Origin of the sequence: Aeromonas sp. 9A (assembly GCF_963900955.1) — a bacterium.
Classification (GTDB): Bacteria; Pseudomonadota; Gammaproteobacteria; order Enterobacterales; family Aeromonadaceae; genus Aeromonas; species Aeromonas salmonicida.
Genome location: NZ_CAWRFG010000001.1, coordinates 1619936 through 1633801 on the forward strand (window position 1 = coordinate 1619936; position 13866 = coordinate 1633801).

Annotated in this window: 13 protein-coding genes; 8 read left to right on the forward strand and 5 right to left on the reverse strand. The window is 53.3% G+C overall.

Features of this window, described 5'->3' with window-relative positions; genetic code table 11:
- Nucleotides 1–230: 230 nt before the first annotated feature.
- From thrA to AACX78_RS07825, 5 genes are all read left to right on the forward strand, one after another.
- A complete protein-coding gene (thrA, locus tag AACX78_RS07805) occupies nucleotides 231–2723 on the forward strand; it encodes a bifunctional aspartate kinase/homoserine dehydrogenase I (protein WP_159165847.1) in 2493 nt (830 codons plus the stop codon).
- A gap of 2 nt (nucleotides 2724–2725) precedes the next feature.
- Entirely contained in the window at nucleotides 2726–3733 is a 1008-nt protein-coding gene (gene thrB, locus AACX78_RS07810) for a homoserine kinase (RefSeq protein WP_201302813.1), read from the forward strand.
- Entirely contained in the window at nucleotides 3730–5004 is a 1275-nt protein-coding gene (thrC, locus tag AACX78_RS07815) for a threonine synthase (protein WP_159165848.1), read from the forward strand. Before thrB ends, thrC begins: the two co-directional genes overlap by 4 nt.
- Before the next feature lie 92 nt (nucleotides 5005–5096).
- A complete protein-coding gene (locus AACX78_RS07820) occupies nucleotides 5097–5513 on the forward strand; it encodes a YybH family protein (RefSeq protein ID WP_159165849.1) in 417 nt (138 codons plus the stop codon).
- 343 nt (nucleotides 5514–5856) lie between these two features.
- Nucleotides 5857–6084, forward strand: a complete 228-nt coding sequence (locus AACX78_RS07825; protein ID WP_236556298.1) for a hypothetical protein — start codon at nucleotides 5857–5859, stop codon at nucleotides 6082–6084.
- 207 nt (nucleotides 6085–6291) lie between these two features.
- Here the strand turns inward: AACX78_RS07825 and AACX78_RS07830 are convergent, their stop codons facing one another.
- Nucleotides 6292–7206 (reverse strand): DKNYY domain-containing protein, encoded by a 915-nt coding sequence (locus AACX78_RS07830; RefSeq protein WP_159165850.1) that lies wholly within the window; start codon nucleotides 7204–7206, stop codon nucleotides 6292–6294.
- Nucleotides 7207–7469: 263 nt separating this feature from the next.
- Between AACX78_RS07830 and AACX78_RS07835 the strand changes: the two genes are divergently transcribed.
- The gene (locus tag AACX78_RS07835; protein WP_159165851.1) at nucleotides 7470–8420 is read left to right on the forward strand and encodes a transposase; all 951 of its coding nucleotides are present in this window, start codon (nucleotides 7470–7472) and stop codon (nucleotides 8418–8420) included.
- A gap of 541 nt (nucleotides 8421–8961) precedes the next feature.
- Here AACX78_RS07835 and AACX78_RS07840 read toward each other — a convergent pair.
- The 4 genes from AACX78_RS07840 to AACX78_RS07855 all read right to left on the reverse strand — a co-directional run bounded on the left by AACX78_RS07840 (nucleotide 8962) and on the right by AACX78_RS07855 (nucleotide 11916).
- Nucleotides 8962–9453, reverse strand: coding sequence for a hypothetical protein (locus AACX78_RS07840; RefSeq protein WP_159165852.1), 492 nt, complete (start codon nucleotides 9451–9453; stop codon nucleotides 8962–8964).
- 333 nt (nucleotides 9454–9786) lie between these two features.
- Entirely contained in the window at nucleotides 9787–10494 is a 708-nt protein-coding gene (locus AACX78_RS07845) for a DUF4435 domain-containing protein (RefSeq protein ID WP_159165853.1), read from the reverse strand.
- Nucleotides 10495–10696: 202 nt separating this feature from the next.
- Nucleotides 10697–11119: an AAA family ATPase gene (locus tag AACX78_RS07850; RefSeq protein WP_201302932.1), complete on the reverse strand. Its 423-nt coding sequence runs from the start codon at nucleotides 11117–11119 to the stop codon at nucleotides 10697–10699.
- Nucleotides 11107–11916 (reverse strand): ATP-binding protein, encoded by an 810-nt coding sequence (locus tag AACX78_RS07855; protein ID WP_159165854.1) that lies wholly within the window; start codon nucleotides 11914–11916, stop codon nucleotides 11107–11109. Before AACX78_RS07855 ends, AACX78_RS07850 begins: the two co-directional genes overlap by 13 nt.
- Nucleotides 11917–12476: 560 nt before the next feature.
- Between AACX78_RS07855 and AACX78_RS07860 the strand changes: the two genes are divergently transcribed.
- Nucleotides 12477–12848 carry a hypothetical protein gene (locus tag AACX78_RS07860; RefSeq protein ID WP_201302814.1) on the forward strand — a complete coding sequence of 124 codons (372 nt, stop codon included), beginning with the start codon at nucleotides 12477–12479 and terminating at the stop codon, nucleotides 12846–12848.
- Nucleotides 12849–13074: 226 nt separating this feature from the next.
- The gene (locus AACX78_RS07865; protein ID WP_159165856.1) at nucleotides 13075–13656 is read left to right on the forward strand and encodes a DUF1349 domain-containing protein; all 582 of its coding nucleotides are present in this window, start codon (nucleotides 13075–13077) and stop codon (nucleotides 13654–13656) included.
- The last annotated feature ends 210 nt before the right edge of the window (nucleotides 13657–13866 follow it).

Genomic DNA, 13866 nt, shown 5'->3' on the forward strand with positions numbered 1-13866 from the left:
CGCGGTATTGCTAAAAGCCAGCTTCGTTCAAGAGTGTTCGTCATGCAGTTATTCACCAACGTCATCACCACCACCATTATTACCGGTACCACCACAGGTGGCACTGGGGCCGGTTGATGCGCTGACGAACAAGCACAGAAATCAGAAAAGGCCCGTACCCACCCAGTACGGGCCTTTTTGTTGGATTGGTTTTTAGATTGAATTTCATAGATTTACAGGGAGAGAAAGCGATGAGAGTGTTGAAGTTTGGCGGGTCGTCACTGGCCGATGCAGAGCGTTTTTTACGGGTAGCGGATATCGCGGTCAATACCCACGGCCAATCCCAGGTTGCCCTGGTGTTGTCGGCACCGGCCAAGGTGACCAATCACCTGGTCGCCCTGGTGGAGCAGACCAGTCGCGGCATGGATGCCAGTTCCACCCTGTTTGAAATCAACGGCATCTTCTCCCGCCTGCTGGCCGGATTGAAGGCAGCCTATCCGGCGCTGGATGACAAGGCGCTGCAGGCCCGTCTCACCGCCGAGCTGGATCAGGTCGAGCGACTGATGCAGGGCATTCGTCTGCTGGGCCTCTGCCCGGACAACGTGCAGGCCCGCATCCTGAGCCGTGGGGAGAACCTCTCCATCGCCTTCATGCACGAGTTGCTGCGGGTGCGTGGCCTCGAGTTGGACATCATAGTGCCGGAGCAACTGCTGGTCACCGACGGCGGTTATCTGGAAGCCCACGTCGATATCGAAGCCTCCCGCCTGCGCTTTGCCGCCAAGGGGCTGCGTCCAGCTGTAGAGGGGCAGGGCCCCGCTGGAAAAGAGTCATGCCTCTACCTGATGCCGGGCTTCACCGGTGGCAGCGACAAGGGTGAAACCGTGCTGCTGGGTCGCAACGGCTCCGATTACTCAGCCGCCGTGCTGGCCGCCTGCGTCGATGCCGAATGCTGCGAGATCTGGACCGACGTGGAAGGTTGCTACAACTGTGACCCCCGTCTGGTGCCGGATGCCTACCTGCTGAAAACCCTCTCCTACAAGGAGGCGATGGAGCTCTCCTACTTTGGCGCCAAGGTACTGCACCCGAAAACCATCGCCCCCGTGGCCCAGTTCCACATTCCCTGCCTCATCAAGAACAGCTTCAACCCGCAAGGGCCGGGCACCTTGATCGGTGTCGAGCAGGGGGATGATGACCTGAAGGTAAAAGCCATCTCGGATCTCTCCGGCATGTGCATGTTCAACGTCTCCGGCCCCGGCATGAAGGGCATGGTGGGCATGGCCGGCCGCATCTTCTCCGCCGTCTCCCGCGCCGGGGTCAGTATCGTCCTCATCACCCAGTCCTCCTCCGAGTACAGCGTCAGCTTCTGTATCCACAGCTATGACCAGGAGAAGACCCGCAAGGTGCTGGAGCGCGAGTTCGAGCTCGAATTCAAGAACCAGCTGCTGGAGCCACTGGATATCATCAGCGATCTGGCGATCATCTCCCTCATCGGTGACGGCATGCGCACCAGCAAGGGGATGGCGGCGCGCTTCTTCACCTCCCTGGCGCAAGCCTCCATCAACATCGTCGCCATCGCCCAAGGGTCGAGCGAGCGCTCCATCTCCGCCGTGGTGCGGGATCGCAAGGTGGCGGAAGCCATCAAGGCCTGCCACCAGAACTTCTTCGGCAGCCAGCAGTTCATCGATCTCTTTGTGGTCGGTGTCGGCGGTGTGGGCGCGGCCCTGGTGGATCAGATTGCCCGCCAGCAGCCGGTGCTCGCTGAGCAGGGCACTGGTCTGCGGGTGGTCGGTATCGCCAACAGCCGCCAGATGGCGGTCAACAAGGATGGACTGGCGCTAGTCAATTGGCGTGAACAGCTGGTGGAAGCCCGTGACAGCTTCAGCCTGGAAGCGGTACAAAAGTTGGTGGAAGAGAGCCACCTCATCAATCCCGTGATCGTCGATTGCACCTCTTCCGAGGCCGTCGCCGTCCAGTATGCCGACTTTCTGGCCGCCGGTTTCCATGTGGTCACCCCGAACAAGAAGGCCAACACAGGGTCGCTCGATTACTACAAGGCGCTGCGCCGCACCGCCCGCCAGACTCGCCGCAAGTTCCTGTACGAAACCAACGTCGGCGCTGGCCTGCCGGTCATCGAGAACCTGCAAAACCTCATCAAGGCCGGTGACAAGCTGCGCGCCTTTGATGGCGTGCTGTCCGGGTCGCTCTCCTTTATCTTCGGCAAGCTGGATGAGGGCATGGCCTTCTCCGACGCCACCAAAATTGCCCGCGGCAACGGCTTTACCGAGCCGGATCCCCGCGATGACCTCAACGGCATGGACGTGGCGCGCAAGCTGCTGATCCTGGCCCGTGAAGCCGGTATGGCGCTGGAGCTATCCGACGTGGAAGTAGAGCAGGCCCTGCCGCCGGGCTTTGACGTCAGCGGCGATGTGGAAGCCTTTATGGCCCGTCTGCCCGAAGCTGACGGCTGGTTCCGCGACCAGTTCGCCGCCGCCCAGCGTGAAGGCAAGGTGCTGCGCTATGTGGGCTCCATCGAGGGTGGCAAGTGCAAGGTCGCCATCAAGGCGGTCGGTGGCGACGAGCCGCTGTTCAAGGTCAAAGACGGGGAGAACGCGCTCGCCTTCTTCTCCACCTACTACCAGCCGATCCCGCTGGTGCTGCGCGGCTATGGCGCCGGTACCGAAGTGACTGCGGCGGGCGTCTTTGCTGACGTGCTGCGCACCCAGAACTGGAAGCAGGAGCTATAAGCATGAGTTCAGAGATGAACCCCTATATGGCGGAAGGCGCCATGGGTAATGACAGAAGTGTGGTTGCCTACGCCCCCGCCTCCAGCGCCAACCTGAGCGTGGGATTCGATGTACTGGGGGCGGCGCTCGCCCCCGTGGATGGCTCTCTGCTCGGTGATCGGGTGCAGGTAAAAGCGGCTGACGTGCCTTTTGCCCTCTCATCCGTGGGCCGCTACGCCCACAAGCTGCCCGACGATCCGAAAAAGAACATTCTCTACGACTGCTGGGTGGCCTATGGCGAGGCGCTGGAGAAGCGTGGCCTGACCATGCAGCCGCTCGAAATGGTGCTGGAGAAGAACCTGCCGGTGGGCTCGGGTCTGGGTTCCAGCGCCTGCAGCGTGGTGGCGGCACTCGAAGGGCTCAACGCCTTCCACGGCGCGCCGCTCAATGAGCACGACTTGCTGCTGCTGATGGGGGAGATGGAAGGGCGCATCTCCGGCTCCGTCCACTACGACAACGTGGCTCCCTGCTATCTCGGCGGCATGCAATTGGTGCTGGAAGAGCACGGCGTCATCAGTCAGGGCATTCCGGTGTTCGAGCAGTGGTACTGGGTGGTCTGCTATCCGGGCACAGTGGTGTCGACCGCCGCTGCCCGCGCCATTCTGCCTGCGCAATATCGCCGTCAGGATTGCCTCACCTACGGTCGTCGGCTGGCTGCCTTTGTCCACGCCAGCTACACCAGGCAAGAAGGGTTGGCCGCGAGCGTACTAAAAGACGTGATTGCCGAACCCTACCGCGCGGCGCTCATTGAAGGCTTTAACGAGGTGCGGGCTCAAGCGGCCCAGAACGGGGCGCTGGCCACCGGCATCTCCGGCTCGGGCCCCAGTGTCTTCGTGGTGATGAAGGATCTGGCCCAGGCCGAGCGCATGAAGGATTGGATGGACGCACATTTTGTGCAGAACGAAGATGGATTTGCCCGGGTCTGCAAACTGGACATGGCCGGGGCACGGGTAACAGGAAGCGAGCTATGAATCTTTACAATATCAAGGACAAGAGTGAACAGGTGAGCTTCGCGCAGGCGGTGCGTCAGGGGCTGGGTCGCGATCAAGGGCTCTTCTTCCCCGAAGTGATTGCGCCGCTGGCCGATGTGGATGCCCTGCTGGACTTGCCGCTGGCCGAACGCTCTGCCCGCATCATCAGCCACCTGCTGGGGGACGAAGTGCCCGCGGCCAAGGCAAGCGAGCTGATTAACGCCGCCTTCACCTTCCCGGCGCCGCTGGTGAAACTCAAAGATGGCACTTATGCCCTTGAGCTGTTCCACGGCCCGACTCTGGCATTCAAGGATTTTGGCGGTCGCTTTATGGCCCAGTGCCTGGCTGCGTTCAGAACAAATGACAAGATCACCATATTGACCGCCACCTCCGGCGACACCGGCGCCGCCGTGGCCCACGCCTTCTACGGGCTGGAGGGGATTGAAGTGGTGATCCTCTATCCCAAGGGCAAGATCAGCCCCCTGCAGGAAAAGCTCTTCTGCACTCTCGGCGGCAACATCCGCACCATCGCCATCGACGGCGACTTCGATGCCTGTCAGGCGCTGGTAAAAGATGCCTTCGACGACGAAGCGCTGAAAAAGGCGATTGGCCTCAATTCTGCCAACTCCATCAATATCAGCCGTCTGCTGGCGCAGGTCTGCTACTACTTCGAGGCGCTGGCCCAGTTGCCCAAAGCCGATCGCGCCAAGGCGGTGATCAGCGTGCCGTCCGGCAATTTTGGCAACCTCACCGCGGGGCTGATCGCCAAGGCGCTGGGGCTGCCGGTGAAGCGCTTTATCGCCGCCACCAACGCCAACGATACCGTGCCGCGCTACCTGAAAACCGGTCAGTGGGAGCCGCACCAGACAGTGGCGACTCTGTCGAACGCCATGGATGTCAGTCGCCCCAACAACTGGCCACGAGTAGAAGAGCTGTGCCGCCGCGAAGGCTGGGCGCTGGAAACCTTGGGCTCCGGCATGCGTGACGACGCTCAGACCCGCGATGCCCTCAAACGCCTGCATCAGCTGGATTACCTGTGCGAGCCCCACGGCGCCATTGCCTGGGATCTGCTGGGAGAACAGCTGGCCGAGGACGAAGTAGGGGTGTTCCTGTGCACTGCCCATCCCGCCAAGTTCAAGGAGTCGGTGGACGAGATCCTGGGTCTTGATGTGCCGCTGCCCGGCCCGCTCGCCAAGCACGCCGAACTGCCGCTGCTGTCCCACAACTTGCCCGCCGACTTTGGCCGTCTCAAGGCCTTCCTGCTCGGTTAAGTTGATTGCCAATCCCCCGACTTCGGGGGATTTTTCTATCCGTTGCTTTTTATCCATGACAAGGCGGGCAAGCCGCCCCATAAGGAGTGAAGATGAGTCAGCATCCCCTTCGAACTCTCATCGAGACCTGCGACGCCGCCATCTCCCGGCGCGATTTCGACGCCCTGATGGCCTTCTACGCCGAAGATGCCGCCCTAGTTGTCAAACCCGGCATGGTGGTGCGTGGCATCCCCGCCATCCGCCGTGCCTTCACTGCGATCTCGGATTACTTTCAGGGGCAGCTCAAGGTGGAGCAGGGCGCCATGGAGGTGATCGAGGGGGCCGACAATGCCTTGGTGATCATGGAGACCCGGCTCAATTACCCGGATGGTCAGGGGGGCCTAAGTGAGGAAACCCGCCGCGCCACCTATGTGTTTCGCAAAGAGGTCGATGGGCAGTGGCGCTGTACCATAGACAACTCCTACGGCACTGCGCTGCTGGCAGCGGTGGAACCCGCGTCTTCTGCCTGAGCGCTCATCAGGGGCTATCGCAGAGTGAGGGCTGGTACAAGCCCCGAATGGCAGGAAATCAATAAGCTGCTGATATAGAAACACTTGTTAGACGTTGCTGTGGTGCGGCGCCGGTTTGTTGCAGGTTCTCTCCGCCATAGTGGCTGCGCTCAGAAGAATAAAAATCATGGGAAAAAACCGCTGATGGGGAGTCCCTTGACCAGCCGGTCGGTGGCTGTTAATCAGGGTGCTGCATGAAGCCATCATGGACGAACAAGGCCGGGACCCTGCTCAGGGTTGGTGGCCGATGGCCGGATAATAACGAATCAGGGAGCAAACCATCATGTGGCCGTACCGAAAAATAATGACTCAGTCCCTCAAAACCCCTTTGGTGATCGCCAGAATCATCTTCTACTTCGCCTTGCTCATGCTGCTACCGCTGCCTTTTATGGTGACTGCAGACTCTGTTCTGGTGGCAAGTGGGCGTGTTTATTACTTCCTCTTCTCGCTGCCCATAGCCATGGTGCTGATGCTCATCTCTAGCCTGATGGCCATCATGATCGCGAAAGTGGAAGCGCTGAATAACCGTTGATGGTGAGAAGCCCATCCCTGCTCGCCGATGCAGATAGTGACTCGTCAAACAGGATAAACGGGAAACAAAAAATCCCCCGAGCGCGGGGGATTTTTATTGCGCGAACAGGCCGCGCTGCGTCAGAACCGGGAGGCTAGAAACCTTGTGGTCACCGGTTTGTTGTACCTAGGTTTTCTGACTGTCTGTTAGTGGTGAGCGCCGACAGGTCTACTCTACGGCCGTTTTTTCACAGCTGGGGTTGCCCAGATCGTCGTGAATACTGCAATCCCAGTTATGCACACCATCGCTGAGCTGGTCGTATTCCACCTTGGCTGCGGCCAGATTGACCCCTTCCAGTTCGGTCGGCTTGATGTTCACATACCAAACGCGTGTGCCATCGGTGACGAAGTTCTCCTGCAGAGGTTTGATTAGGTCGCTGTCGACCCCTTTTGGCAGGGGGCCCAGTAGCTTGTTGCCACTGTAAAATCCATCCTTGGTCACGGCCGACGAGAAGTTCAGGCAGTGGAAGCTGGCGGCATCCACTGCTTGTTGAGCCTCGCCCTTGAAATAGAGAGTGTCATCGATCTTGGCCCAGCCTTGACAGGTATCGTACAGCGCGACTTTGCCCTTATGGGGGATGACTTTGGTCTGTTCGGCCACATAGTAGTAGTGACGCTGGTCGGCGGCCTGACCATGGGCCGTCTTCAGGTGTTTGGGATCTGCCCCCTCGAGTACTTCGCCGGTGACGAGAAATACATGGCGCCCGTCACTCGCGAAAGGGTGGTCGAGCAATGCAAACGCGGCTGTATTGACCGGCACCTTGATTTGCTCGCAATAGGCATAGGCCTGTTGCCCGCTCAGCAGGAAGCTGCCAAGCGCCTTGGCTGTGTTGATATCAAAGCTTGCGGGCAATCGCTGGTCGTTACAGAAATAACGACCTTGTGAGAGGGCGATGCTGAAATCATCATTGCGATATGTGACATCAAAGTCTGTCGGCAACGCATCTGCAAGGGGTTTGCCTGGCAGGTTGCCATAGGGTTTGAAGACCACCTTGTCTGCTTCAAGTTGATAGGGAGCAGTAACTTCGGCATTGGTCACTAGCGGCAGACAGCACACCAGCAGGGCGCAGTAGCGAACGTTCATAAGGACTCACTGTTTATTGAATAGGTGGGTGATGATGCAAAACGGCAGCCTGGGTCTCGAGAAAACAGCATGCCTCCAAAGTGGTGCCGTTTGGAATCATACTTAGGGTGGTTTCCATATGGCAAGCATAAAGCAGCGTCAAGGCAACCCACCCGGGAGGCGGGGGCGCTTTGCGACTTTCAAATTGGGACACCCACCTTTTTGACAGCGGCGCACTGCTGTACTTGGCTTGAGATGAGAGGTCACTGTCAGCGGGAGGAGCCATGACTATTGCCCGTTCACGTCAAATCAGTCTGCAGGATACGCCTTACTACCATGTGGTCAGCCGCTGTGTGCGGCGGGCTTTTCTGTGCGGGGAAGATGCCCATTCCGGTCAGAGTTACGAGCACAGGCGCCAGTGGGTAGTCGACAAGTTGGGTCAACTGTCGCGGCTATTCGCCATCAGCGTCTGTGCTTATGCGGTGATGAGCAACCACTATCACCTGGTGCTCAAGGTGGAGCAAGATACCGCCTCCAGTTGGAGCGAACGGGAAGTGGCCGAGCGCTGGGTAGCGCTGTTCCAGTGGCCGTTGATGGTACGGCGCTGGTATCAAGGGGAATCCTTGATTGAGCCCGAACTTATGGTGGTGCAGCAACTGATAGAGAAATGGCGGGAGCGGCTTCATTCCATCAGCTGGTTTGTGCGGCTGCTCAATGAAACCCTGGCACGGCAGGCCAATCGAGAAGATGGCTGCAAGGGCCATTTCTGGGAAGGGCGCTTCAAAAGTCAGGCCCTGCTCACCGAGTCAGCCCTTCTGGCCTGCATGGCGTATGTGGACCTCAACCCGATACGGGCTGGATTGGCCGACCGGCCCGAGCAGAGTGATTACACCAGTATCAAACAGCGTCTCGAGAAAGATCCCGGCACCGATGTTTTGTCACCACTATTGCTGCCGTTTGCCGGTAAGTGCGAACCTGACTGCCTGCCCTATGCCTTTTCTGACTATCTGATGCTGGTTGACTGGACAGGCCGTGCAATTCGGACCGACAAGCGGGGTTATATTCCGGCCCACCTGGCCCCAATCTTGGCGCGGTTGGGCCTTGATGGTGCCCGATGGCTGAAACAGGTGGCACTGTTTAGGCGGCAAGGGATCAGAGTTGTGGGAGACAAGGCGCATTGTCGGCAGTTCGCCCGCCACTGTGGTCAACAACGATGTCATCAGCCACCGTACTAATCGATTAGACCCTGTTTTCTTCCCATTTTTGGCATATGTTCCGCTGTCAGGCATTGCCATGTTTGTACAAGCTGTTTGTCAGATAAAAACCGCTCGTTGCCCAATTTTTACTGTTTTCTTGGGGGGAGTATTCATGATTGCAGAGATAGCCAGCCGAGCAGTGGCTGCCTCAGAAAGGTGGGTGTCCTAGATTTTCCCGATGGCTGAAACAGGTGACGCTGTTTAGGCGACAAGGGATCAGAGTTGTGGGAGACCAGGCGAATTGCCGGCAGTTCGCCCACCACAGTGGTCAACAACGATGTCATCAGCCACCGTACTAATCCGTTAGACCCTGTCTTCTCCCCGTTTTTGGCATATGTTCCGGTGTCAGGCATTGCCACGTTTGCACAAACGGTTGGTCAGGTAAAAACCGCTCGATTGCCCAATTTTTACTGTTTTCTTGGGGTCAGTATTCATGATTGCAGAGATAGCCAGCCGAGCAGTGGCTGGCTCAGAAAGGTGGGTGTCCTAATTTCTTCTCCTAATTTCTTTTACACATATCTTATTGACATGTGGAGTTAGCCAATATCGGTGATGCGGTATCAACAAACCATTTTGTTGCAACTTGGGCAATAGTCTTTTTATGTGTCAAACGGTCACCATTTAAACTATATGTGATGGTTATTAAACGCCCCAAGTTATCGACCATACTTTCTGCGCGGTATAAATCATTGATATTATTGGTTGGTATGAAATCAATTACACCATCTTTGTTGTAGTATTCAGATGTCATAGAGACTGCTCTTATGTAAACATAATTTTCTTTATATGCTACAGTAGTCGGGGTTATGGATAGATGCCATGATGTATTTGTTTGTAGGTTTTCTCCATCAACCACGACCTTTACATCATAACCATTCTTTACATAAGTTAAGAGTGTGCATAAATTCCCATGGATAATATTTCCTTGAACGTCTGTTTTATAAGCAAGATGCCAGTCTGCATGGGATGAAAGTGGAGTTAAAAGGAAAACTATTGGAATGATTTTTTTCATGTTATTGTACCTCGGTCATTCTGTTTTATATTAATTTAACAAAAAGTGGGTGTCCCAGTTTTCGCCACTGTGGTCAACAACGATGTCACCAGCCACCGTACTAATCTATTAGACCCTGTTTTATCCCTGTTTTTGGCATATGTTCCGGTGTCAGGTATTGCAACGTTTGCATAAGCGATCTGTCAGGTAAAGCTGCTCGCTTGCCCGATTGTTACTGTTTTCCTGGGGTCAGTATTCATGATTGCAGAGATAGCCAGCCGAGCAGTGGCTGGCTCAGAAAGGTGGGTGTCCCAGATTTCTTGCTTTAAAGTAATTGCTTGTTTTAAAGTTCGTTTATATTCTCATGAACTCCTGAGAGTAATGATCTAAAGCTTTTTTTGTTAAATAGTATTTAACATCTTCCCCAAAGATGGAAAAAGCTAGGTTTTTTATAATTGACTGATCTGCGGTCTTTTTTTCAGAAAAAACCTTATAGCAATCACCAATTATAAGCAATATAGCATGCTCAAAGAGATGTCCTTGAATTGTTGAGTAGAAGGAAGTTTTTTTATAGTCCAGTATTGATTTCAGAAAAGCCACGTAGTGTTTGGATATGTGCCCATGCAGTTTCTTTCTTGAGTCAACTTTTACTCTACGAAACTCATTTTTCGATATGGGCCATTTTTTCTCGCCATTAATTCCAATGCCTTTGCTTTTGGAGCCGGAATTAGGCAGCATATTAATGCTGAATAATTGTCCTGACGCTTGAATTCTCGAAATTTTATCAAGTCTTCCAATGCATCTTGATGCTCTTGTATTATATAAATCCACGATGGATATATCTTTCATCGATAAATTGTAAACAATGTCTCTACAAAGTCTTTTGGTCCAAAAATCATTTTCCCAACTATATCCATAAGTCATAAGTAATTTCGGCTGATTGATAATGGAGCAAAAAAGACCATCATAATCCTTGTCAATAAAAACAATGCAATTTTGAATTTTGTTGTCAATAATCCTCTTGTGATAATCAAGAGCATTGAGTTTATTCCCAACTAACATTACTTTTATTTTTTTATTTTTTTATGTTTTGTAAATGTCTGAGCTAGAGAAAGATAATATTTTGTATCGTATGCTTTAGTATCTTCCTGTGCAGTTCCAGAGTGACACCTACCCTCGGTATAGATTATAAAGTCTACGTTATGAAACGCATTGTAATTTTTTATTCCATTAGGTGTTCTAGCAAATGTTCGTCCTATAGCCATTAGAAAATATCTTCCATATTTATTATTTTATTTTGATAAGAGCCGACTACATCAGGAGAGTGAGTTGCAAAAATTATTTGTGCATTAGGATTTAGCTCTAAAATTGTATCCGTTAAATATTCTTGCCACATAATGTGAAGTGATATTTTTGGCTCGTCTGCTATGTATATTACGCTATCTAGATTTTGAACCAAAGCTTCCGATAATATTATTAAAAGTTGCTTTTCTCCCGAGGAAAGATCATAAAGTGGGATATGTCTGCCATTTTTAGCTGTTACTTTTAGTTCATTTTTATCTGAGAGGCTAATGGTCTTCCTACCTGCAAACATTTTATTTATTATTGTTATGAAAGTATCTCTTTGTTTAAATATTTCTTTTTTCTTCTCTTGTAATTCTTCATATTCCGTTACTAAGGAATGAATTCTCCATGCATTATAAAGAGTTGCAAAATCATTAACGGATACGCCAGAAACTTTTTTCTATCTTGAATCTTGCTGAGTTTATCAAAATGTGATTTTAGTTTTACATCAGAAAGTCGCTTTTCTACACCTAAAATATCAAAAATTTCATTGAGAGTTTTCTTTTCTTTAACGATGTCAAGTTCTCTTGAAAAAGTGAATATTGACTCAACGCCTTCTTGATGTAGCATTGCAAGAAAGCTTTTCTTTTGAAACTCTAAGGTGTGCTCCGTAAATTTTTGTGATAAGAGTGAAAAAAATCTCACTAATTCATTATTTAGTGTAAAGAGCTTTCTATCGATAGATGATGTGAAATTTTGCCTAAGTTCTATCTCATTCAATCTATCTTTATCAGCTATGTCATAACGATGTACTGATAACCAAGAAACTTTAACAAAGTTCTCAAGATGATATTTAATGTCATCAGTATAATCCTTTACATTTACAACTCTTTTATAAAACTTATTTATATTGACATTGTCGACAATTCCTAATGGGGATAAAGATACACGCTCTTTTATTACAATTATTTTTGGTTTTCTTAAACTATTCGTGCTTTTTAATGTTATTTCTATTTTTGAAAAGTCTATTTTATCTAACTTTTGATGATCTGCAGTTAAAGCTGCAGCGATCAGGTTAATAATAGTTGTTTTCCCTGTACCATTTGTACCTATAATGTAGTTTATTTTTTCATCAAAATTGCTCTGGAAAGATAAATGTCCCCACAGACCCTCTATATGTAACGATGAAACTAAATTCATAAGAACCTCTTTTTATAATTAAAAAGATAAAAATGAGCCTCCATGTTCTTTAGAGGAGATTATCTATATAGGAAATGTACTGGCAACTCTATGTTGCGCTGCGCTCAGCACCAACCTACGAATTGCATCAATCACGGTTCAAAATCCACGCTACCGCCCCTGGATTACAGCTTCCAATGCGCTCTATCGACCAGCGTGCGGGGCACCGGATGGTGCTGTAGGCGCCGAATGACCAGCATATCCTCAAGCCTCATACGCAAACCAGTCAAAAAGTGACGTAACTATCAGGAATATCTGCGTTTTATGCGCCAGCTCAAGAAATCGCAGAGGCAGAGCACAGGATTCCCATGGCCCTTGATTCTATTGGTGTTGGTGGGCGTGGGGGGGAATAGGGTGGCGTGCTTGCCGTTGGAGAAGGCTGGGAGGGGGCAATCTCACTCTGGCAATCGGCGCTATAGTGCGGGCGATGGCTGCCCTGTGCTCCGTGTCCCAAGCTGGCGAGGCGGGGGATCTGCGGCAACAATCAGCAGTTGCAAACACATCACAATAAGGAACGTCATATGAAGCGTATTGCCATCCTGTTCGGCCTGCTCTGCGGCAGCGTGCTGCTGACCAACCCGGTTTTTGCCAACAACTCCGCCCAGTTGCAGTGCGAGGCGCAGGCCGCGGCCAAAAAACTGGCGGGCGCCGCCAAGACCAGCTTTGTCGGCAAGTGCGTGAAAGATGCCACCGGTGCCAAGACTGGTGAGTGCGAGAAGGCGGCCGCCGACAAAAAGCTGGCCGGTGCGGCCAAGAACAGCTTTATCCAGAAGTGCGTGAAAACGGGCGCGGCGGTGGATCCGGCGGCCAAGTGCGAGAAGGCGGCCGCTGACAAGAAGCTGGCGGGCGCGGCCAAGAACAGCTTTGTCCAGAAGTGCGTCAAATCGGCATAAGCCGACAGGTCGACAGTGCATGCTAGCGGGGGCCATCAGGCCCCCGTGCTTTTTGGGGCGCACTGATGGAGCGGGGCACGAGGCTTGTATCGGGGCGGCAATAGCGACACTATTGACTCCTTTTGTGGGCACCACAGAGGCGCCGCCATGACCTGTCGTTACCGGACAAGGCGTTGGTGAGCCGCATTTGTGCGGGAGTACGCGGGATAAAAAGGAGCAGAGCAGGATGATGGAAGGGACGGCGTGGCGCTGGCTCAATGAACCGGCCGAGTGGCACCAGACAAGCGACGGCTTGCAGGTGGTGACAGACCAGCAGACCGATTTTTGGCGCAGCACCTGGTATGGCTTCGAGCGCCACAGCGGGCACCTCTATGGCTGTGAGGTGGCGGGGGAGTTTACTTTTCAGGTCTGCGTCGAGGGGGAGTTCACCACCCTCTACGATCAGGCGGGATTGATGCTGCTGCAAGACGACGAGCACTGGCTCAAAGCGGGGATCGAGTACAACGATGCCCAGCCGATGATCGGCAGCGTGCTCACCAATCCGCGCTCTGACTGGGCCACCGGCATTTTCACCGGCAATCCGCGCCGCTTCTGGCTGCGGCTGACCCGGCTGGCCGATTGCCTGCGTCTGCAATACTCCACCGATGGCAAGGTGTGGCCGCTGCTGCGCCTCGCCCCTTTCCCGCCAAGCGAGCGTTGCTTTGTCGGGGTGATGTGCTGCACCCCCGAGCGGCAGGGGCTGGCGGTGCGCTTCTCTGACTTGCGCCTCACGCCGCCTCTTGGCAAGGCGCTGCATGACCTGAGCTAGGCCAGCGTTTGTTGGCGCAGTGAAAGCGTTAACCGGCAGAACCAACAATGTCATTGACCCGTTGCGCCAGTAGCCGGGTCTATCGAGCGGGAGTGCAGTCGCCCTCCCGCTTTTTGATGCCGGTTGCCCGGCGCGTCAGGAATGGCGGATGACTGTGGCGGGCAAGCCGTAGCAAGCAACGTCGAAAAGCATGCGGCACGCAACACCGCA